Below are 23,599 nucleotides of genomic sequence, written 5' to 3'. Positions count from 1 at the left end.
TTAGCTTATCTGGCAAAAGTCTAAACGATGGTTTTAGACTTTTGTTTTTTACACACGGTATTTAAACTTTAATTAATTGAACAAACAACCACTTCTTATTTTAGCCCTATGTTTTATCCTTGGAATTCTTTTTCAGGATAGCATTCTTTTGGGAAGAACTTCAGTTTGTATTATTTCTCTGATCGGGGTTGGGATTTTGGCTTCAATGTTTTTTCAATCCTATTTTTTACATAAAATCCGGGTAGTTCTGCTAGGTCTTTTATTTTTTGGAATAGGAATTATACTTCATTTTTATAATACATTTCCATCTCAGACCACGATATTCACAGGAAAAGGAACTGTTGTTTTTACAATTTCTCAGAAATTGAATTCCAGCGAAAAATATAAAAAATATGTAGGGACGGCGCAGGTGAGGAATCATAGTTTTTCATCAGTTTTCTATGTTTCCAGAGATCATAAAGAACTTGATTTTAATCATTATTATAAAGCTAAAGCCTACATCACAGCACCTCAGGCTCCCCAATATGATTTTCAATTTGACTATGCTCATTATTTGAAACGGAAAGGGATAGGATATCAAAGTTTCCTTATCAATGAAATTACCTCTGCAGAAAAGGATGACGTAAGTTTTGTTGATAAAGTCAGACAAAATAGACTTGAGGTTTTGCTTACGATTAATCAAACGGGAATGTCTACAGAAGCTAAAGAGTTTTTAAAAGGAATTATTCTCGCAGACAGAACGGAGATGAATTCTAATACAGTTCAGGACTTTAACAGATCAGGATTGGTTCATTTATTGGCGATTTCAGGAAGCCATATTGTCATTATTTTTGGAATGTTTTATTTCTTAATGACTCGCATTATTCCGGTACGCTTGCGAAAATATGTGATTGTGGCAAGTCTTGGATTCATTTGGTTATTTGCGATGTTCATAGGATTCGGTAATTCGGTATTAAGAGCATGCCTGATGTTGAGTATCTATTTTATATTTATTCTGTTGCAACGGAAACCTGATCTCCTTCATTCCATGGCATTATCAGCATTTGTTATTTTGATGTTGGATACTCAGCAGCTGTTTGATGTTGGATTTCAGTTGAGTTTTTTGGCCGTTCTTGGAATTTTTTGGTTGAATCAGCCTCTTTTGAGATATTTTCCAAACCAGGATTCTTATTTTAAAAAATTGATATTCAATACTATTACAATATCATTATCCGCACAACTGGCAACACTTCCTTTGGTTTTATATTATTTCCATCAGTTTTCATTGATTTCAATTATTGCGAATTTTATCATTGTACCTTTTTCAGAAGTCATCATTGTATTCTCTTTTTTAATGACTGTGTTTATTAGCTTTAATATTGATTTTGAATGGATTAATATAATCTATGATTTTGTGATTCAGGTTCTGTTGAAAATAATTCATTGGTTTGCTGAAAGAGATATGTTGTTTTTTGAGAACATACCAATGAGCTTAATAGAAGTGTTTTCAGCTTTAGTAATGGTATATTTATTACGATTTGTCATTTTAAAATTAAATTTTAAAAATTATATGAGATTAACCATCGCTTTTTTACTATTTCTTACCATTAGAATGGGATGCAATACTTTCAGTAATCAAAGGGAAGAATCGCTGTCTATTAACTTTCAAAAAAGTAAAATATTTGCCATAAAAAAAGGCGATGAGGTTTGTTTCTGGATTCCCGATATTGCCGATAACGGTAAGGTATTACAGTTTTTAATCAATCCCTATTGTTCCTCCCGAAGGATCCGTCATTTTGAGATAAAAACAATTCCGTCATCGGCTCAAAAAATTGTTTTTATGAACCGGATTTATGATCTGAAATAATAGATGCAATTTTTATGTTTTTCCTGTATTTATAAAGTGTCAATTCTTATTTAGAAACATTACAAACTGTCTATTTGTGAGATTTCTCACTTTTCGATATTGTTAACATTTCTTAATTTTGTGGAAATTCAAATTTAAACTTATATGGCAGGTTTAACGAGTTCTACGATAGGTAGAAAATACGCTATGGCATTATCAGCTATGTTTTTGCTGATTTTTCTTATACTGCATTTGACAACCAATTTGTTATCAGTCCTTAACAAGGATGCTTTCAACACAGCATCTGACTTTATGGGCTATAATCCTTTTGTGCAGTTCTTAATGCAGCCTATTCTTGGCTTTGCAGTAATTTTCCATTTTGCGATGGGATTTGTACTTGAAATCAAGAATAATAAAGCACGTCCGGTAAAGTATGCAGCAAACAATGCATCTGTGAATTCTTCATGGATGTCCAGAAATATGATTATTTCCGGAGCTGTTATATTGGCTTTCCTGGCGCTTCACTTATATGATTTCTGGCTACATGAAATCAATTACAAGTATGTAGAGGGATTAGCTCCTGATGCAGAACGTTTCTGGCCGGAACTTCATGAGAAGTTTGCTGATCTTTGGAGAGTGGCTTTATACGTGATCTCTTTTGTACTATTGGGATTACACTTAGCTCACGGATTCCAGTCTTCGTTCCAGTCTATCGGAGCAAGACATCCAAAATATACGCCTGTGATTAAGGCTTTCGGAACATGGTATTCTATCCTTATTCCGGCAGGTTTTATCATCGTGGCAGTTTATCATTTTATAACTCAATAATATCAATACACTAGTATGAGTAAATTAGATTCAAAAATTCCAGCAGGTCCTTTAAAGGATAAGTGGAAAAATCATAAAGACCATATGAACCTTGTTGCACCAAACAACAGAGATAAGATTGATATTATTGTTGTAGGTACAGGTTTGGCAGGAGGTTCTGCAGCAGCTACATTAGCTGAGCAAGGATACAACGTAAAAGCGTTCTGTTACCAGGATTCTCCAAGAAGAGCTCACTCTATTGCAGCTCAGGGAGGTATCAACGCCGCTAAGAATTACCAGGGAGACGGTGACTCTACTTACAGATTATTCTATGATACCATTAAAGGTGGTGACTATAGAGCAAGAGAGGCCAACGTTTACAGATTAGCTGAAGTTTCTGCAAATATTATTGACCAGTGTGTTTCTCAGGGAGTTCCTTTTGGTAGAGATTACGGCGGTCAGTTGGATAACCGTTCATTTGGTGGAGTTCAGGTAAAAAGAACTTTCTATGCGAAAGGACAAACCGGACAACAGCTACTGCTAGGTGCATATTCTTCAATGAGCCGTCAGATCGGTAAAGGAAGAATCAAGATGTATAACCGTCATGAAATGCTTGACCTTGTAATTGTTGACGGAAAAGCAAGAGGGATTATCGCAAGAAACCTTGTAACAGGTGAAATTGAAAGACACTCTGCTCACGCGGTTGTGATTGCTTCAGGAGGATACGGAAACGTGTATTTCCTTTCTACCAACGCAATGGGATCAAACGTTTCTGCAGCTTGGAAAATCCACAAAAAAGGAGCGTACTTTGCAAACCCTTGCTACGTACAGATTCACCCGACTTGTATTCCGGTTCACGGAACTCAGCAGTCTAAATTAACCCTGATGTCTGAATCATTAAGAAACTCCGGAAGAATCTGGGTTCCTAAAAAGATTGAAGATTCAGTAGCCATCAGAGAAGGTAAATTAAGACCTGAAAATATTAAAGAAGAAGATAGAGATTATTATTTAGAAAGAAGATATCCTGCATTTGGTAACCTTGTACCTAGAGACGTTGCTTCAAGAGCAGCTAAGGAAAGATGTGATGCCGGATACGGAATCGAAAATAATGATACTCAGGAAGGGGTATACCTTGATTTCTCTACAGAGATCATGAAAAAAGGTAAAGAAGCCGCTATTGAAAAACATATTCATAATCCAACAGATCAGCAGTTGTATGACTTAGGGAAGAGCTGGGTTGAGGAGAAATACGGTAACTTATTCGTAATGTACGAGAAAATTACTGCTGATGATCCTTACAAAACTCCAATGAAGATCTATCCTGCAGTTCACTATACAATGGGTGGTGTATGGGTTGATTATAACCTTCAGTCTACAATCCCTGGATGTTTCGTAATCGGAGAAGCTAACTTCTCTGACCACGGAGCCAACAGATTGGGAGCTTCTGCATTGATGCAAGGTCTTGCTGACGGGTATTTCGTACTTCCTTACACGATTGCAGATTACCTTTCTTCAGATATCAGAACAGGAGAAATTCCTACTAATTCAACTGCGTTTGACGAAGCTGAAAAAGGAATTAAAGATAAAGTTGATTTCTTCTTAAATAATAAAGGAACGCATTCCGTAGATCATTTCCACAAGCAATTAGGACACATTATGTGGAATAAGGTGGGAATGGGAAGAACTCCTGAAGGATTAAAAGAAGCGATCAAAGAAATTGAAGAAGTAAGAAACAATTTCTGGAAAAATGTAAAAGTACCTGGTGAAGGAGACGGGATGAACACTGAGCTTGAAAAAGCATTCAGAGTAGCAGACTTCCTTGAATTAGGACAATTAATGGCTATCGATGCACTCAACAGAGAAGAATCTTGTGGTGGGCATTTTCGTTGGGATCATGCAACTCCGGATGGAGAGGCGGAAAGAGACGACGTAAACTTCAAATACGTCGGAGCTTGGGAATATCAGGGAGAAAATATCAATGCGGAAGTATTGCATAAAGAAGAACTGATATATGACAACATCGAGGTTAAAACTAGAAGTTATAAATAATCTCCAACCTATAAATATAACATTATGAGTGCAAAAAAAGGCTTACATCTTACGCTGAAAATTTGGAGACAAAAAAATAGTAAAACTAAAGGTCAGTTTGAGACCTATAAAATATCAGATGTTTCTACAGACTCTTCATTTTTGGAGATGTTGGACATCCTGAACGAAAATTTAATTAACGAAGGAAAAGAACCAATTGCTTTCGACCACGACTGTCGTGAAGGAATCTGCGGAATGTGTTCTCTTTACATCAATGGTAGAGCTCACGGTCCGGATACTGGTATTACAACTTGCCAGCTTCACATGAGAATGTTCAAAGACGGTGAAACAATCGTTATTGAACCTTGGAGAAGTGCTGCTTTCCCTGTTATTAAAGACTTAATGGTAGACAGAAGCGCATTCGACAGAGTAATGGCTGCAGGTGGTTTCATTTCTGTGAATACTTCAGGAAATACATTGGATGCTAACGCAATTCCGGTTCCTAAAGAAGATGCAGACAAAGCAATGGATGCTGCTGCTTGTATCGGATGTGGAGCTTGTGTAGCAACTTGTAAAAACGGATCTGCAATGTTATTCGTTGGAGCTAAAGTTTCTCAGTTTGCTCTGTTACCTCAAGGTAGAGTAGAAGCGAAAAGAAGAGTACTGAATATGGTGAAGGCAATGGACGAAGAAGGATTCGGAAACTGTTCAAATACCGGAGCTTGTGAAATTGAGTGTCCTAAAGGTATTTCTCTTGAGAATATCGCAAGAATGAACAGAGAATACATGGCTGCTCTTGTAGATCAAGGATAGAATTGATTCAAATACATAAAAAATCGCCTCCATTTCGGGGGCGATTTTTTTTATACATAAGATTTCCTGTTAAAGTTTGTTAACTTATTCGTCTTTTTTAGGCATTCTTTATTTAATAAGTATATATTTGGAGGGCGGTTGAATCATCGTGGAAAATACATTTCAGCTATTTTTAGCAGATAAAAAATTGGATGATAAAGTATTTGGAATGTCCCTTTTGATCGGCTGTAATAAATTTTTTAAAAAAAATAACCAGTGTGAATTAAGAAGCCCTAAAAAGCTTATTTTTGTGTAATATTAAAAATTGAAATGAAAAAATATCTTTTATTGTTTATCATCGCGATTTTCGTGATGTCTTGTTCAAAAAAAGTAGAAGTAAAAGGAAAAATTACTGGAAGTTCCCCATTAGAAAGAATTGAGTTTGTAGAAGCTTCAGGAGTGGGAACCTTACCTTTAATTAATATTGGTTTAGATAAAGACGGTAATTTTTCAGGTAGTTTTGATGCACCTAAAGATGGGATGTATGTCATCAACTATGCAAGCAAACAAAACCTGATCTATCTTGAAAAAGGACAAAAGGTTAATATCTCAGGAAATGGAGCTACTTTCCCTAACGAATATGTTATTACCGGTGATGCCAAGAAAAACAATGATTTTCTTTCTGCGAGCCAAAAGTTTTTAGCAACATATGCTGGTAAAGTTAACCTGGGTGCATTGATGGGTGGAGACGAAGCTGCGTTTTTGAAAGGAATGCATAAAGTTGAAGCAGATATCAACAAAAATGTTGATGAGCTGGCACAAAAGAATAACCCTAGCAAAGGACTTTTAGCATGGAAGAAAAATGATGTTAAGGTAACTATCCTTAACTTACTTGCCAATTACGAAATGTCGCACGGGCCAATGTCTGGAAACCCTTCTTACAAAGCTTCTAAGGCTTTTAAAGATTATGAAACAAAATTGGATGATGATAAAGATGCGATGGTAAAATCAATTCCGCTTTACAGACAATATTTGCTTGTAAAAATGACTCCTGATTTTCAAAAATATGCAGAAGCAAACAGTAAAGGAAAAACTGATGTTACAACTTCAGAGATGTTTGCTCAATATTTGAAAACTAAAAAAGACCTTTCACAAACAGCTAAAGATTATCTTTTGGCTTTTGTAATGGCTCAGGCAGATATCCATCCTACAAGCCCTGCTAAAAATATCGATAAAATCAAAAAAATTATTGATACAGATATTAAGGATGCTACGATTAAAAGTGATCTTTTAAAAATGCAGGTAGCTATTACAGGTCTTAAGATTGGAGAGGATGCTCCGGAAGCACCTCTGGTAAAACAAGATGGAAAAGCGTACAAGCTTTCAGAAAACAAAGGAAAACCTTACATGATATTTTTCTACGCTTCATGGAATCCTTACATCGGAGAAGCTACAGTACCGGTTTTAAAAGAAGTTGTAAATTTCTACAAGTCTAAAATGAACTTTGTATTCGTGAATGTAGATGATACAAAAGATCAGTTTGTAAAAACAAGCAATTCTTTATTAAAAGGTATCCAGGGAGTGAATGTTTACGGAGAAAAAGGTATGGAATCTGAAATTGCTAAAAAATACGGAGTATATGGGTTTAAATTACCTTGCTTTGTAGTGGTAGATAAAAATGGTAAAATTGCCAGCAGATCTTTTGTAAATCTTGGCGAAATGGAAGTGGTAACTACTTTGGATCAATTAACAGGGCTTTCAGCTCCAAAAGTAAATCCAAATGAACAAATGCAGCCTCAGATGCAGATAGATCCTTCTGCACAACAACAGGCTCCACAGCCAACTGCTCCTCAGCCGGCTCAAACAAAATAATAAACTTTAATATAGTTGGAAACCTTATCTTCGGATAAGGTTTTTTTTATTGTATTTTTGCAAAATGGAACTGAAAGGTTCCATATTTAGAAAAAATAGAAATTGTAGAATGAGAAAGAAGAAAAATATTACTCTTGAAAATATTAAGCTGTTAACGGCAGGAGCAAAAGGAGTAGCCATAGGAAAGACAGAAGATGGTAAAACGGTGCTGGTTTCGGGTGCTATTCCGGGGGATGTGGTAAATGTCAGAGTGAAAAAAGCGAAATCAAAATATTTTGAAGGAGAAGCAACAGAGGTGTTGGTAAGGTCTCCCTTCAGAGTGGAACCCAGATGTGTGCATTTCGGAACTTGTGGTGGATGCAAATGGCAAAATATGAGCTACGAAAAGCAGCTTGATTTTAAACAGGAAGAAGTATATAATAATATTAAAAGAATTGGAGGAATTGAGGATTTTGAAACCGTTTCTATCCTGGGTTCTGAAGAACAATATTTTTATAGAAATAAAATGGAGTTTTCATTCTCTAATGCAAGATGGCTGACTCAATATGAAATCAGTTCCGAAGAAAATTTTGGCAGCAAAGATGCCTTAGGGTTTCATATTCCCGGAATGTGGAGTAAAATTCTTGACCTTAAAGAATGTTTCCTTCAGGAAGATCCGTCTAACGCAATAAGACTTGCCGTAAAAGAATATGCCGTTAAAAATGGCCTTGATTTCTTTGATGTAAGAAATCATGAAGGTTTCTTAAGAACCTTAATGATGAGACAAAACTCTATGGGTGAATGGATGGTTCTTTTTCAATTGTACAGAGAAGAAAAAGAAAACAGAGAAAAGCTTTTTGAGTATTTATTAGAGAAGTTTCCTCAGATTAAAACTTTAGTATACGCCATCAATCCGAAATCTAATGATTCTATTTATGATCTCGACATTGAGATATACTTCGGCGAAGGTTACCTGATGGAAGAAATGGATGGACTGAAGTTTAAAATAGGACCGAAATCGTTCTTCCAAACCAATTATAAGCAAGCTTTAGAGTTATATAGAAAAACATTGGAATTTGCAGATCTGAAAGGTGATGAAGTTGTTTATGACCTATATACCGGCACAGGAACAATTGCTCAATATGTAGCCAGAAATGCCAAGCAGGTAATCGGTATTGAATCTGTACAGGAAGCTATTGATGCGGCTATTGAACATGCAGAATTAAACGGACTTACGAATACAACTTTCTATTGTGGAGATATGAAAAATGTCTTTAACGATGAATTTATGGAAAACCATCCAAAAGCAGATGTATTGATTACCGATCCGCCAAGAGACGGAATGCATCAGAAAGTAGTAGAGCAAATCCTAAAACTTGCTCCGGAAAAAGTGGTATATGTAAGCTGTAATTCAGCAACACAGGCAAGGGATCTTGCTTTAATGAAAGATCATTATACTTTGGTGAAAATATTACCGGTAGATATGTTCCCGCAAACTCACCATGTGGAAAATATTGCCTTGCTGGTTAAAAAATAATTTATTTACATTTGAAGATCCAAAATATTAATATGAAATGTTGGTTTCACATGACAAAATAAAAATATGAACGTAAAGAAATATTTTAAATTCCTCATACTGACTTGTTTTTTAGGAGTGCTTTCTTCATGTGGAGGAGATGACGATATCTGTGAAAGCGGGGAAGGTACTCCCAGACTGGGAATTGCCTTTAAAGATGCTGACGGTAAGGTAATGACGTTAGATTCACTATATGTGAGTGTAGATTACGGTACGGGTGCCCTTGTAGATTTAGGAGTGACTGCCAATAATACATCAAGATTGATCCCTTTGCGTGTTGATGATGCCCCTTATACTGATATTTATTTTAAAAACAGAATTAAAGGGCCACAATCAAAGGTAAGGGTGAGTTATACAACAAAAGCTATTTATGTTTCGCCTGGATGTGGTATTAAAAAAAATTACGAAAATTTAAGTTCAGAATTATTAACTCCTAATCCGGTAAAAAAACTGGAAAACGGATTAAATCAGATAGAGAATGAAAACAAGACTAATCTTTTCCTTTTTTTTTAGTGTCTTAGGAATACTAAGTTGGGCACAGGAAAAAAAAGAAGTGAAAAAGGAAAAGGCGCATTGGAAATATGAACCCAATTTTATGGTTGGTTTCGATGCCCTTAATGCCGGTGTTTCTTTTTTCTCTGACAGAAAAGTGTACCAGGGGTTTATTTCCTCAAAGCTTAAAGAAAATGTTCACGTCATTGCAGAAGCCGGTTTTGAAAAAAATGTATATCAGAAGAACGGCTATGATGCTAAAGCGAATGGTCCTTTTGTTAAATTAGGAGCTTTCTATATGCTGGCAAAAGATGCAGAGAATGAATTTAACGGATTTTATGCAGGTGGAAAAGTAGCCGGATCATTTTATAATCAGGAATACATGTCAATTCCGGTGCGTGGATTTGGTGGGAGTAATTCTTCTGTGGCTTTTCCATCGTCCTCGCAATCTTCCTTTTGGTTAGAAGGTACTTTAGGCGGAAGAGTTCAGCTATTCAGTTCCAATTTTTATATTGATGTAAATCTTCAGCCTCGGTATATGGTATATACTTCTAAGCAGGATGATATCACCCCTATGATTGTTCCCGGGTTTGGAAGAAGTTCTTCGAAGTTCAATATGGGATTTGCATGGAATATTGCTTATAAATTTTAGAAATATAAATTATTGCCTTTGGCGATATGTAAAATACAAACTTCAGAATATTCTAAAGTTTGTATTTTTTTTAATAAATATGTTTATTTGGTGTAAGTTTTTGAAAAATATAACATTATTTCATTTATATAATTCGTAAAATAGTTATATTTGGCGGAATTATAATTATGTTTTAATTTATGAAAAGACTATTTACTGCCTTACTGGTAACTTTTGTAGGGGGAGCAGCGTTCGGACAATGGACGCCCACTTCCTTTAAAGGAGACAGTAACAAAAGAAGCACAGGATTAAAAGTAGATGGATCTAGCGTAAGAGGTAACGGGTACTATAAGTTAGACCTGGACTTACTAAGATCTCAATTGAAGAATGCACAGGAAATGGGACCAAATGCCAAACCTGTAGTGATCTCTCTTCCTTCAATGAATGGGAAGATTGAAAGATTTAATGTATACAGTTTTCCGGTTGTTGTAAAAGAACTGGCAGATAAGTATGATTTGGGATCGTACGTGGGAGCAAGTATTGATGATCCTACAAAGTATTTGAGATTCAGTTTAGCTCCAAATGATTTCCAGTCTATGGTTATTAATGGTGATAAATATGAATTTATTGAACCTGCTTCTGCTGATAAAACAGTATATGCTATTCACCCAAAAACAAGAAAGAATCGTGACTCTTTCTTATGTTCTACAGAAGAATCTCCTGCTGCGAAAAAGCAAATAGATGATTTGTTGCAAAAAGGACAGTCATTTTCAAATCAGCCAACGACCTTTGCTAAGAGTTCTGATAAGAAATTCAGAACAATGAGATTGGCGCTTTCGGTTACAGGAGAATATACTCAGTATTTTATGACGCTGGCGGGTGTGCCTGCTACGGCTACGGATGATGAGAAAAGAGCTCCTGCATTGGTTGCAATGAATGCTACTTTAAGTAGAGTAAACGGAGTTTTTGAAAAAGATTTTGCATTACACTTGAATTTACAGAATTTTCCGGCGGTAATCTACACCAATTCTGCTACAGATCCATATTCAGGTCCGCAAGCTGGGGTTGCCGGAGCATGGAATACAGAATTACAAGGTGCTTTAACTGCTAATGTTGGGAATACCAATTATGATATCGGCCATTTATTCGGGAGATCCGGAGGTGGAGGAAATGCAGGATGTATCGGATGTGTGTGTGTTAATCCAACAACCAATGTTCCTAAAGGAAAAGGTTCAGGATTTACTTCTCCGGCAAACGGAATACCACAAGGTGATACTTTTGATATAGATTATGTTGCCCATGAAATGGGACATCAGTTAGGAGGTAATCATACTTTCTCTCATAATATTGAGGGAAGCGGAGTGAATATGGAACCAGGTTCGGGATCTACTATTATGGGATATGCTGGTATTACAGGACCTAATACAGATGTTCAGGCTAATTCTAACCCATATTTCCATAAAGCAAGTATTAGCCAGGTTCAGGCTAACCTGATTGCTAAAACTTGTGATGTAGAAACTGCAATTACAAATAATCCGCCATCAATTGCTGAGCTTCCGACGTATAATATACCTAAGGGAACGGCTTTTGTTTTAACGGCTTCTGCTACAGATCCTGAAAACGATCCGCTAACTTATACTTGGGAAGAGGTTGATGATGCGGCACTTTCTATTGATAAGTTTAACTTAGGAAATACAACATCAGGGGCTTCATTCAGATCTCTTTCTCCGACTACAAGTCCAACAAGATACTTCCCGAAATTTGAATCTGTAATGAATGGAGTATTAAATAATGCAAACAATACATGGGAAGCAGTATCAACTAAAGCAAGAACTACAAACTTTGCTGTTACGGTAAGAGATAATAATGCAAACATTCAACAACAACAATCAGCTTTTAAAGTTCAGACAATTGTTGTAGGAGATAACGGACCTTTCAGATTAGCTAATCAATATGCTGATGTGAATACGCCAACTCCAATTCAGTGGATTGTAGCGAATACAAATGCAGCACCTTATAATGTTGCCAATGTAAAGATTGAGTATACTACCGATAATGGAGTTAACTGGACTTTACTATCCGCTTCAACACCTAACGATGGATCTGAAAACTTTACTTTCCCTTCTTCATTGAACGGACAGACTATTAAAGTAAGAATTTCTTCAATAGGAAATGTTTTCTACGCAGTGGGACCGGTTACAATAGCGCCTCTTTCTGCATGTAGTAGTGCTGCTCCTACCAATGTAGCGGTAAGTAATATCACTGTTTCTACAGCAAGTATATCATGGATGTCTTATACTGGCGCAACTTATAAAGTACGTTATAGAAAAGTAGGAACCACTTCATGGACAGAAGTTGATACAACAGTTCCTTCAATTAACGTAAGCAACTTAATAGATGATACAACGTATGAAGTTCAGGTTGCGTTGGTTTGTGGTACAACAATTGGCACTTACTCTGCATCAGTAAATTTTGCTACACCGATAATGCCTTATTGTACGGCTTCTACAGGTTCTGCAAGTTTTGAATATATCGCAAATGTAACGCTTGCCAACATAAACAACAATTCAGCAAGTAGTACTTATACAAACTATACAACCAATACAGCGCTTCAGGTTAATTTAACAAAAGGAACTTCATATCCTATCTCTGTAACAGTTGGTAACCCTGATGTTGCTGATTATGATGCTGTGGTTGCATTTATCGACTTTAACAAAGATGGTGTTTTCAGCGAATCAGAAAGAGTATTGGATTATCCTATAACACAAACACAACCATCAACTGTAGTGAGCGGAACAGTTACAATTCCAGCTAATGCAGTAGAAGGACAGCCTCTAAGAATGAGAGTAGTTGCAGTATTTGTTGGTGCAGGTACTAATAACGTAAACGTAGGGTTATCATTGCCTGCTGATTATGTGTGTGGAGATCTTTTCGATTACGGAGAAATTGAAGATTACAATGTAGTGATTTCACAGAATCTCGCAACATCTGATATTACCAAGTCTAACAATGGTATCCAGTTATATCCAAACCCGGCTACTGATGTATTAAACATAACAAAGGTTTCGGATAAAGCAACCTACAAGATTTATGGAGCTACAGGTCAGCTGATCAATAGCGGAAATATTAACAATGGAAAGGTTAATGTTTCAGCCTTAGTGAAAGGTGGATATATAATTACTATTGAAGAAAAAGGACAAGAACTGTTCAAGTCTAAATTTATCAAAAAGTAACCTATTTGTTCATAAAGTTAAATCCCCGAAGTTTTTCGGGGATTTTTTATTTTTAATCATATATAAGATTATCGTGAATTTTTTTAAAAAAAATCATTTTAACAAATGTATTACAATGAAAAAATGATTAGATTTGTGTAAATATTAAAATATTAGCGTATGAGATAAAATTATTCTTTTTAATGCAGATTATCTGTAAAGGTGATGTTTCAAGAATTATATTCGAACATCAAAAATTAGGAAATACTAGAATTACTTATTGTTATCAACATTAAATTTTTTAAAATATGAGTGGACTTTTACTCTGTAAAATGGGCCGACCTATAAGGGGGCTCATAACATTGCTATGTATGGTCTTCGGGCTGTTCCTACAAGCACAAACAGTTTCAATTGGTACAGGAACAAGTACTCAAAGATACCCGTTGACTCCTTACTACGGATTTCAACGTTCTGCATCGCTTTATACTGCTGCAGAAATAAATACTCCTGGTGGTGGAAGCATCTTATCCGTAGGGTGGGAAGCTACAGCGACCATGAATATTACCTTTCCTGTTAAAATTTATTTAAAATCCGTACCAGCTGCAACCACAACTATTACAGCACAGAATTGGGCCACAGTGACAACTGGGGCTACTTTAGTATATAGTGCTAACGTAACAAGTTTAGCAGTGGGTTGGAATACCTTCCAGTTACAACTTCCTTACAACTATAACGGAACGGATAACCTTATGGTTTTAGTCGAAACCAATTATGGTGGCGGTGGCGGTGGATCCGGACTTAACGGAGCTGCTTTTAAATATTCTACAGCGGCATCAAGCCATATGTATTATGAGACAGATACCACAGCTCCTACAGGAAATGGTACGGTAAACGGTAACAGACCAAATGTTCAGTTAACTTTTGGTACTCCTCCAACATGTTTAGCGATGCCTCCTGGTGGAACAATATCTACCGGAGCAATAACAGCAACAAGTGCAGTACTTAACTGGACTGCTTATACTCCTGTACCAGCAGGAGGTTATGATATATATTACAGTACGACAAACACTGCGCCTACAGCAGCAACAGTACCTTCTCAATCAGGTGTGACAGGTACTACGGCTAATTTATCTCCTTTAACTCCCAACTCAACTTATTATGTTTGGGTAAGAGCGAGATGTAGTGCAACGGACCAAAGTCCATGGACAGGACCAATTACATTTACTACACCACCTACCTGTATGCCTATGGCAGGCGGTGCAGCTTTAACTGTAGGTACAGTAACTTTAACGAGTGCGGTAGTCAATTGGACTGCTCCTACACCTGCACCTGCACAAGGATATGAGGTGTATTACAGTGCTACAAATACTGCTCCGACGGCTGCTACCGTAGGAACTCCGGTTACAGGTACTTCTACAACTTTGTCTCCTCTTACTGCAGGAACTACCTACTACTGGTGGGTAAGAGCAGTGTGTAGTCCTACTGATAAAACACCTTGGGTAGCTGGGTCTTCATTTACTCCGGGACAGATTGGTACAGGTACAGGGACAACAAGTAACCTTCCTGTATATTCTTATTATGGTTTTAACTATTCTCAACAGCTTTATACAGCTGCTGAAGTAGGTGCCGTATTAGGAACTTCTCTATTGATTACAGCAGTGAAATTTTATGTTGCTGCCCCTCAGACCCCTCAGACATCATATAATGAATGGGTTGTTTATTTAGGAAATACACCTAAAACCAGCTTTACAACTACAACAGACTGGGTGCCTGCAGGGAATTTAACCCAGGTTTACAGTGGGACACTTCCTACAATGACTGCCGGTACCTGGATTACCATCCCTCTGGCAACACCTTTCGTATGGGACGGTGTAAGTAATCTTGTCGTTGCAGTGGATGAAAACTCGCCAGGATATAGCACAAGTGCTGCAACATGGGGATCTTATAATGCAGGGTCAAACAGAGGAATATTGTATTATAACGATACAACTAACCCTGATCCTACTTCCCCTCCAACATCATCAAGCAGATATTCTGATATCCCAAGGCTGATGCTTACAGGGGTTGATTTACTACCTTGTTCTACTGCGCCTCCTACAAACATTGCCGTGAGTAATATCACATCAAGTTCAGCTATTGTAAGCTGGATGCCTGCAGTGGGAGCTACGTATGTTTTACAATATAGAGTGGTAGGTTCAGGTGCTGCGGGATGGCAAACGATCAATATCACCACTCCGCTTACCGGTAGTGCTACGATTAATAACTTAACAGATGGAACTCAGTATGAGTATCAGATAGCAACTAAATGTAATGGAACGCAAGGTGCTTTTTCACCTATCGGTACCTTTACAACTCCAACGTTGACTTATTGTAATAATACTCCGGTAAATACCACATCAAGTGGATATATCAGCAAAGTAGTAGTGGCTCCTACAAATGGTCCGCTAATGGTAAGCGATTCCGGATATGATGTTTATAAAGATTATTCGGCTGATCCTACCAGAGTAGTTACATTGTTGAGAAACTCTACAGGAAATAAAATTACAATCACCAAATTCTGGCCAGGTTCTACCTCTTCTTACGGAGTAGTTGCTTGGATTGATTTTAACAGAAACGGTGTTTTTGAAGTGTCAGAAAAAGTATTGGATACTTCAAGTAGTACAACAACTCCTGTGACAGCAACATTTATAATGCCTACTGCGGCTGGAGCTGTTTATAGTGGAACTCTTCCTACACGTATGCGTGTTGTAATGAAACAAAGTGGTGTTCCTACGGCTTGTGGAACATTCGGTCAGTTTGATTATGGTGAAGTGGAAGACTATGCTGTGAAATTTATTAATCAACCTGCATGTTCAACTGCTCCTCCAACGAATATCACTGTAACAAATATTACAGATACAAGTGCTACATTCTCATGGATAGGTGCTACGAATGCAACGTACAAACTTCAATATAGAAAATTAGGTTCTGGTGCAGCTGGCTGGGTTGTGGTAAATGTTGTTCCTGCTCCAGGGAACGTTTATACAACTACAGTTCCTTTAACAGAACAAACAGATTATGAAGTTCAGGTTGCAACAATATGTAATGGTAGTACAGGGGCATACTCTGGTCTGGTTCCATTTAGAACATTACCTCTGCAGTATTGTCCTATGGTAGGAAGTGGAGATAATGACCATATTTCAAATGTGACGGTTACCTCTTCTAACCTGGGAGTACTTCCAATGAGTAATACTTCTGTTCAGACGAACTATATCAGTTACACAACGCCGGCAACGCTTATTACTTTAGATGATAATTCTCAAAATAATAAAATTTCGGTATCAAAAGGATGGACTGGTTCTACAGGAAATGATGCGGTAAGTGTGTGGATTGACTTCAACAGAAATGGTCAGTTTGAAACAACTGAAAGAATTCTTAACTCAGCAGCAAGCACAACGACACCGGTCACAGCCAACTTTAATGTTCCATCAGGATCTTATACCGGAGCTCTGGGAACAACAATGAGAGTAGTACTGAAACGTACAACTGCTCCGGTAATGTGTCAGAATGCAATCGATGGAGAGGTTGAAGATTATAAAGTAATGATCAGACCATGTAGCAACGCTGTTCCGAATCCACCTACCTTTACTCGTACTCATAACTCAGCGGTTATTACCTGGACAGGTGTAACAAGTAATGTGAGTTATATAGTAAGATACAGAGTACAGGGAACTACAACATGGACGGAAGTATATGCTTCGACATTATTAGGAAATATGCCATTGACAGTTAACGGATTGATTCCGGCAACAACTTATGAAGTTGAAATTGCTGCAATCTGTGGAACTTCTATAGGAACAGCGACACCTATTAGAACGTTTACAACAAAATGTGATCCTACTCCTCCAACTGTTTCTATCAGTAATATTACTCCAACAACAGCATTGGTAACATGGGCTCCTCTTGCTGCGAGCTCTACCTATACAATGAGATGGAGAAAAGTAGGAACTACAGGATGGCCAAATGCTGATATCCTTCTTCCTGCTGCACCGGCAAATACTTATGTATTGGGTAGTGTGATTCCTTTGGAGCCTTTCACAACTTATGAAGTTCAGATTGCCAATATGTGTAATGGAGAAACTACTCTGAATCCATATTCAAATCCTAAAGTATTTACTACAGAAAGAATATGCGAAATTCCACCTCCAGGATTGACAATTACACAGTTATTGCCAACTTCAGCAGAGGTTAAATGGGATCCTTTCCCAGGAGCAACATATGTTCTTAGATATAGAAAAGTAGGTATTCCAAGCTGGACTGAAGTTCCGACAATAGTTAATAATGTGGTGCTAAACGGGCTTGTTGAACTTACTAAATATGAAATGCAGGTAGTCAACATCTGTAACGGTACCCCTGGAAATTATACCCCACCTTACTACTTTACAACACCAACTGTAATCTATTGTAAGATGGCTTCAGCAAGCTCAACGGGTGAGCATATTTCTAAAGTAACAGTGATCCCAACAGGAAAACTTAAAATGGAAAATGCATCAGGTGCTTCCACTTATACAGATTATACTGGAGTACCTAAAACATTCATTGAGATGATTCAGGGATCTAAAGACAATGAGATCATTATTGAGAAAAAATGGACAGGTAATACTTATAATGAAGGAATTGCAGTTTGGATCGATTTCAACAGAAACGGAGAATTCGATATCAATGAAAGAGTATTTACTTCATCACCAAATACTACATCTCCTGTATCAGGGAAATTTGATGTACCGGTTGATGCTTTCGTAAGCATGACGGATTACAAATATGTAGTAATGAGAGTTGCAATGTCAAGGGATGGTATTCCTGTAAGCTGTGCCAACTTTAATAACGGTGAAGTTGAAGATTATACGGTAAGAATTTCTAAACAAGGAGTTCCTAATCCATTAAATCAAACTGATATCATGATTTATCCTAACCCTGTAACTACAATATTATTTGTAAAGAATATTAGCAAAAAAGCAAAATATAAAATTTACAATGCAGCAGGACAGGTGATCGCAGATGGTATCTTACTAAACAACCAGGTCAATGTAAGCAGATTGATTAACGGCGTTTACGTAATTGATATTGATGATAACGGAAATACTGCACAGAAGAAATTTATCAAAGAATAATCACTTCGATTTAAAATAGAATAAGCCTCCAGAAATGGAGGCTTATTTTTTTTGCTATTTTAATTAATAGTTCAATACTTGTTTAAAATTTCAGTTAAACTATACTTTTGTATTTAAATTATTAATTAATTGTTTGTTTTGTTGTTAAGTATTCAGTGATTTTTTAATTTTAATTGTTTTATCTTAGATAAATAGCTAGATTTGTGAGATTAATACAAAATTAAGAGAAAAATTATGAAGAAAATCTTTACTTCTTTCTTTTTCCTTTATTTGTTGGCAATTGTTCATGCACAATGGGCACCGGCAACATTCACTGGGAAAGAAGGCTCACAAGCTAAGAGCTATTATTCTTTAGATATTTCATTGTTAAAGTCTCAATTGGAAAAAGCACAGGAAACGGGAAGGAATGCAAAACCTGTTACCATATCTTTACCGACTTTAAATGGAAAAATAGAAAAATTCGCAGTGTATAGTTTTCCGGTTGTGGTCAAAGAACTGGCAGATCAATATCAGTTGGGATCATATGTAGGGGTAGGGATTGATAATCCTTCAAGATATTTACGTTTTAGCCTAGCCCCTAATTATTTCCAGTCTATGATTTTTAGTGATCAGGGCTATGAATTCATAGAACCTGCTAATACTAGTAAGACAGTTTATGAAGTTCACCCTATGACAGAAGGAGGTATGGCCGGTTTTGTTTGCTCCACCGAAGAAAGTATCAGCAGTAAAAAAGACCTTGAAAAGCTTTATCAGGAAGGGAAATCATTTAAAAATCGACCCACCGATTTTGCCAGATCATCAGACCGGAAATACAGAACATTGAGATTAGCGATATCTGTTACCGGAGAGTATACCCAGTTTTTTGGTGGTACAGTTGCAGGTTCTTTAGCTGCAATTAACGCTACCCTTACAAGAGTTAATGGGATTTTTGAAAAAGATTTTGCTGTACATTTAAATTTACAGAATTATCCAAATGTAATTTATACGAATCCGAACACTGATCCATACTCTCCACCAACCTCCAGTAATAGCTGGAATGCTGAATTAAGAAATACTCTTACCGCTAATGTAGGTAATGCTAACTATGATATAGGTCATTTATTTGGAACACCAAGTCCTACTAGTGGAGGAGGGTCTGCAGGTTGTATAGGTTGTGTATGCTTAGATTATGGAAACCCTGATCCGGCTACACGTGGAGGAAAGGGTTCTGGCTATACATCTCCATTTCCTAATGTTCCTCCGCAAGGGGACAGATTTGATATTATTGTAGCTCATGAAATGGGACACCAATTAGGCGGGTATCATACCTTTACTTATCAAAATCAGGGGAACCAGGCACAGATGGAACCGGCTTCAGGATCAACAATTATGAGTTATCCGGGTGTGGCGGATAATCAAGGTGTTACGCCTCCTGCTGGGACTACTTTTAATGTTCAGCAACAGCATGATGCTTATTTTTTTAAAAAGAGCATTGATGATATCCAAACAGTTTTAGCACAAAGAACATGTGATGTAGAAACTCCTGTAACAAATAATCCGCCGATCATTGGTCCGCTTCCCACTTATACCATTCCTAAAGGGACTGCTTTTGTTTTAACGGCTTCAGTTACAGATGCTGAAAATGATCCCATGACTTATACTTGGGAAGAGGTTGATCTTATGTCGACACCGATTAATGCACTGAATTTAGGAACTACAGTAGAAGGACCTTCATTTAGGTCTGTAATGCCTACTACGAACCCAACCCGTTATTTCCCCAGGTTATCTTCTGTCCTTGCAGGAGTCTTAAATAATTCTAATAATCTTTGGGAAGCCGTATCCACAGTGGCCAGAACTTCCAAGTTTGGTATTACAGTACGGGATAATAATCCGGTAGCGAGCCAACAACAGACTCAGACTGCTGTTCAAACTATTACTGTTGGTGATAAAGGGCCTTTCAAAGTGAATCCTACTACTATTTATAATAATGGACCGACTACTGTAACCTGGGATGTTGTAAATACCAATGCAGCTCCTTATAGTGCTGCCAATGTTAAAATAGATTTTACAACCGACAATGGCGCAACCTGGAATGTAGTCTCGGCCTCCACTCCCAATGATGGAAGCGAATCTCTGGATTTCAGTTCCTTTCCTCTTACGGTAGGTGGAACAGCGAAAATCAGAGTAAGTGCTATTAATAATGTTTTTTATGCTGTGGGAACGGCTTCTATCGATACGCTGCCAGTATGCTCAGCTAATCCTCCTGGGGGTGTTCAGGTTACAGCAACGACGCAGACTTCTGCAACAATTACCTGGAACGCGTCATATAATGCAACTTACGTTGTACAATATCGTTTGGCAGGAACAACGAACTGGACAACCGTTACCCCTGCTCCAGCTACAAATACTGTGACAATTACCGGCTTAACACCAGGAACGCACTATGAAGTTCAGGTAGCCAATGTATGCTCAGGAGTGACAGGGAATTTTTCTGCCCCAGTAGTATTTATGACTCCGTATTGTGCAGCTACTTCTACCAGTACTGATAATGGATATATCTCAAATGTAACTGTAGCAGCTACCAATTCCTACACAATGAGTAATAATTCCGGCGCTAATAATTATACAGATTATTCTGCAGATGCAGCAAAACTTATCACCGTAATCAGAGGAACAAATAATAACAATATCTCTGTTGCAAAATCATGGCCTGCTACTACAAGCAGTAAGGGAGTAAGTGTCTGGATCGATTTTGATAAGAATGGAACCTTTGATGCTTCCGAAAGAGTTTTAAATGGACTTAATAATACAATTACTCCTGTAACAGGCACATTTACTGTGCCGGGGACTGCTTATGCAGGACCTCTTACAACCCGTATGCGTGTGGTATTGAGAGATACAAATAATCCCAACCAGTGTGGTAGTTTTACCAATGGAGAAGTAGAAGACTATGCCGTGAAAATTATTGATATGCCTGCATGCACCAACACTGCACCATCCAATATTACAATTAGTAACCTTACGCCTACATCAGCAAATGTGTCGTGGGCCGCAACAACCGGAGCAACCTATATTCTGAGATGGAAAAAAGCAGGTACCACAGCCTGGACAACCATAGATCCGGTACCGGCTCCTATAAATAATTATACCATTTCAGGTTTGATGGAGCAGACCCAATATGAAGTTCAGGTAGCTACAAAATGTAATGGCAGCCAGGGAACATTTTCTGCGACGCAACAATTTACTACTCCGATATTAGTATATTGTCCGATGACAGGTACAGGAACAAATGATCATATCGCAAACGTAACTGTTACATCGATAAATCCGGGATTACCTGCGATGAGTAATAATTCTGTTCAAACTAATTATATCAGCTATACTACTCCTGAAACACTTATCACACTAGAACTTGGTTCAGTCAATAATAAAATATCCGTAGGTAAAGGTTGGACAGGTGCAACAAGTAATACGGCAGTTGCAGCATGGATTGATTTTAACAGGGATGGTCAGTTTGATAATTCCGAAAAGATTATCAGTTCTTCCGCAAGTACAAGCACACCTGTTACTAATTTATTTGGAGTTCCTGCTGGTGCCTATTCTGGACCATTTACAACCACGATGAGGGTTGTTTTGCGACGTACAAATGACCCGGTCATGTGTCAGAATGCAATTAATGGTGAGGTTGAAGATTATGCGGTAAGATTAAAGCCATGTAGTACCACAACACCAACAAATCTGACATTTAGCACAATAACTCACAACTCAGTTATCATTAACTGGACAGGATCTACTAATAATCTTACCTATGTTTTACAATATAGAGTACAGGGAACCGCGACATGGACTAGTGTGCCAGTTGCTAATGTTCCGTATACATTAAATAATTTACTTCCGGCAACGACTTATGAAGTGCAGGTTGCTGCAAATTGTGGAATTTCTAATGGTACATTTACCCCGATTAGTGTATTTACAACGAGATGTGACCCAACACCGCCCACTATTACTGTAAGTGCTGTTACAGCAAACTCTGCTTTAGTTACCTGGAATCCTACCATAGCGGGTGTATCTTATACCATGAGATGGAGGAAAGTTGGTGTTACTACCTGGCCTAATCCTGATATTTCCCTGCCGTCTGCCCCAGCTAATACTTACACATTTAGCGGATTAGATCCTTACACAACTTATGAAGTACAAATCGCGAATCAGTGTAAAGGAGAAACAGCCTGGAATCCTTATTCAAATCCTGCGGTATTTACTACAGAAAGAACATGTGAAATACCTCCGCCGGGATTGACGATCACTCAGTTGCTTCCTACCTCTGCAGAAATCAAATGGGATCCTTTCCCGGGAGCCACCTATATTCTGAGATATAGAAAAGTGGGTATTCCAAGTTGGACCAATATTTCCGTGAATACCAATAATTATACATTGACAGGATTGATGGAGCTGACGAAATATGAAATGCAGGTTGCTAATGTTTGTAATGGCACTCCGGGTGCTTTCACTCCACTTTATTACTTTACAACTCCAACGGTAATTTATTGTACTATGGCTTCAGGAGGTTCAGCAAGTGAACATATTGCTAAAGTTACTGTAAAACCAAACGGAAAACCAATCATGGAAAATGCCTCAGGAGCTTCAACCTATACGGATTACTCAGGAATTCCAAAAGCATTGATAGAAGTTATTCAGGGATCTACCGATAATGAAATCGTCATTGAGAAAAAATGGACCGGAAGTACATATAATGAAGGAATCGCAGTCTGGATCGATTTCAACAGAAACGGAGAGTTTGATATTAATGAAAAGGTATTTTCCTCACCTCCAAATAAAACAACTCCTGTGTCTGGCAAATTTAATATCCCTGTGGATGCTGTTTTAAGCATGACAGCTCATAAATACGTCATCATGAGAGTGGCAATGGAAAGAGATGGCATTCCTGTAAGCTGTCTCAACTTTAAAAACGGAGAAGTAGAAGATTATGCCGTGAAAATTTCTGGTAGAGTAGTGCCTAATCCTATCAACCAGACAGATATATTGATTTATCCTAATCCGGTAAGTTCAATATTATATGTGAAAAATATCAGTAAGAAAGCCAGATACAAAATTTACAATGCAGTAGGACAAATAATTACTGATGGAATTCTTCTGAATAACCAGGTGAATGTAAGTAAATTGATAAACGGTGTATATGTAATAGATATTGATGATAACGGCAAAACTGCACAAAAGAAATTTATCAAAGAATAATAC

11 protein-coding genes are annotated in these 23,599 nt (G+C 37.5%); all 11 read left to right on the top strand.

The window, feature by feature from the left end; genetic code table 11:
* Window positions 1-76: 76 nt before the first annotated feature.
* The 11 genes from EG342_RS02600 to EG342_RS02550 all read left to right on the top strand — a co-directional run bounded on the left by EG342_RS02600 (window position 77) and on the right by EG342_RS02550 (window position 23,596).
* Window positions 77-1,846 (top strand): ComEC/Rec2 family competence protein, encoded by a 1,770-nt coding sequence (locus tag EG342_RS02600; RefSeq protein ID WP_103291842.1) that lies wholly within the window; start codon window positions 77-79, stop codon window positions 1,844-1,846.
* Window positions 1,847-1,990: 144 nt separating this feature from the next.
* Window positions 1,991-2,653, top strand: a complete 663-nt coding sequence (locus EG342_RS02595) for a succinate dehydrogenase cytochrome b subunit (protein WP_103291843.1) — start codon at window positions 1,991-1,993, stop codon at window positions 2,651-2,653.
* 15 nt (window positions 2,654-2,668) lie between these two features.
* Window positions 2,669-4,681 (top strand): fumarate reductase/succinate dehydrogenase flavoprotein subunit, encoded by a 2,013-nt coding sequence (locus EG342_RS02590; protein WP_103291844.1) that lies wholly within the window; start codon window positions 2,669-2,671, stop codon window positions 4,679-4,681.
* Between the two features lie 24 nt (window positions 4,682-4,705).
* Window positions 4,706-5,473: a succinate dehydrogenase/fumarate reductase iron-sulfur subunit gene (locus tag EG342_RS02585; RefSeq protein WP_103291845.1), complete on the top strand. Its 768-nt coding sequence runs from the start codon at window positions 4,706-4,708 to the stop codon at window positions 5,471-5,473.
* 309 nt (window positions 5,474-5,782) lie between these two features.
* On the top strand, window positions 5,783-7,324 hold the full coding sequence (locus EG342_RS02580) for a TlpA family protein disulfide reductase (protein WP_103291846.1): 1,542 nt from the start codon (window positions 5,783-5,785) through the stop codon (window positions 7,322-7,324).
* A 109-nt stretch (window positions 7,325-7,433) separates the two neighbouring features.
* Window positions 7,434-8,840: a 23S rRNA (uracil(1939)-C(5))-methyltransferase RlmD gene (rlmD, locus tag EG342_RS02575; protein WP_103292158.1), complete on the top strand. Its 1,407-nt coding sequence runs from the start codon at window positions 7,434-7,436 to the stop codon at window positions 8,838-8,840.
* Window positions 8,841-8,906: 66 nt separating this feature from the next.
* Window positions 8,907-9,392, top strand: coding sequence for a hypothetical protein (locus tag EG342_RS02570; protein ID WP_103291847.1), 486 nt, complete (start codon window positions 8,907-8,909; stop codon window positions 9,390-9,392).
* Window positions 9,358-10,023, top strand: coding sequence for a DUF6048 family protein (locus tag EG342_RS02565; protein WP_103291848.1), 666 nt, complete (start codon window positions 9,358-9,360; stop codon window positions 10,021-10,023). Before EG342_RS02570 ends, EG342_RS02565 begins: the two co-directional genes overlap by 35 nt.
* A 179-nt stretch (window positions 10,024-10,202) precedes the next feature.
* Window positions 10,203-13,235, top strand: coding sequence for a reprolysin-like metallopeptidase (locus tag EG342_RS02560; protein ID WP_103291849.1), 3,033 nt, complete (start codon window positions 10,203-10,205; stop codon window positions 13,233-13,235).
* 287 nt (window positions 13,236-13,522) lie between these two features.
* Window positions 13,523-18,364 carry a fibronectin type III domain-containing protein gene (locus EG342_RS02555; protein WP_103291850.1) on the top strand — a complete coding sequence of 1,614 codons (4,842 nt, stop codon included), beginning with the start codon at window positions 13,523-13,525 and terminating at the stop codon, window positions 18,362-18,364.
* A gap of 234 nt (window positions 18,365-18,598) precedes the next feature.
* The gene (locus tag EG342_RS02550; protein ID WP_103291851.1) at window positions 18,599-23,596 is read left to right on the top strand and encodes a GEVED domain-containing protein; all 4,998 of its coding nucleotides are present in this window, start codon (window positions 18,599-18,601) and stop codon (window positions 23,594-23,596) included.
* Window positions 23,597-23,599 lie beyond the last annotated feature (3 nt).

The sequence above is a fragment of the Chryseobacterium lactis genome (assembly GCF_003815875.1).
GTDB classification, from domain to species: Bacteria; Bacteroidota; Bacteroidia; order Flavobacteriales; family Weeksellaceae; genus Chryseobacterium; species Chryseobacterium lactis.
The sequence above is the reverse complement of the archived record's forward strand: the minus strand, read 5'-3'. Positions and strand labels throughout refer to the sequence as shown.

Excerpts from the sequence above, each read along its gene's own strand:
- EG342_RS02570 (WP_103291847.1), top strand. The coding sequence starts at position 8,907 with ATGAACGTAAAGAAATATTTTAAATTCCTCATACTGACTTGTTTTTTA.
- rlmD (WP_103292158.1), top strand. The coding sequence starts at position 7,434 with ATGAGAAAGAAGAAAAATATTACTCTTGAAAATATTAAGCTGTTAACG.
- EG342_RS02555 (WP_103291850.1), top strand. The coding sequence starts at position 13,523 with ATGAGTGGACTTTTACTCTGTAAAATGGGCCGACCTATAAGGGGGCTC.
- EG342_RS02565 (WP_103291848.1), top strand. The coding sequence starts at position 9,358 with ATGAAAACAAGACTAATCTTTTCCTTTTTTTTTAGTGTCTTAGGAATA.
- EG342_RS02590 (WP_103291844.1), top strand. The coding sequence starts at position 2,669 with ATGAGTAAATTAGATTCAAAAATTCCAGCAGGTCCTTTAAAGGATAAG.
- EG342_RS02560 (WP_103291849.1), top strand. The coding sequence starts at position 10,203 with ATGAAAAGACTATTTACTGCCTTACTGGTAACTTTTGTAGGGGGAGCA.
- EG342_RS02585 (WP_103291845.1), top strand. The coding sequence starts at position 4,706 with ATGAGTGCAAAAAAAGGCTTACATCTTACGCTGAAAATTTGGAGACAA.
- EG342_RS02550 (WP_103291851.1), top strand. The coding sequence starts at position 18,599 with ATGAAGAAAATCTTTACTTCTTTCTTTTTCCTTTATTTGTTGGCAATT.
- EG342_RS02580 (WP_103291846.1), top strand. The coding sequence starts at position 5,783 with ATGAAAAAATATCTTTTATTGTTTATCATCGCGATTTTCGTGATGTCT.
- EG342_RS02595 (WP_103291843.1), top strand. The coding sequence starts at position 1,991 with ATGGCAGGTTTAACGAGTTCTACGATAGGTAGAAAATACGCTATGGCA.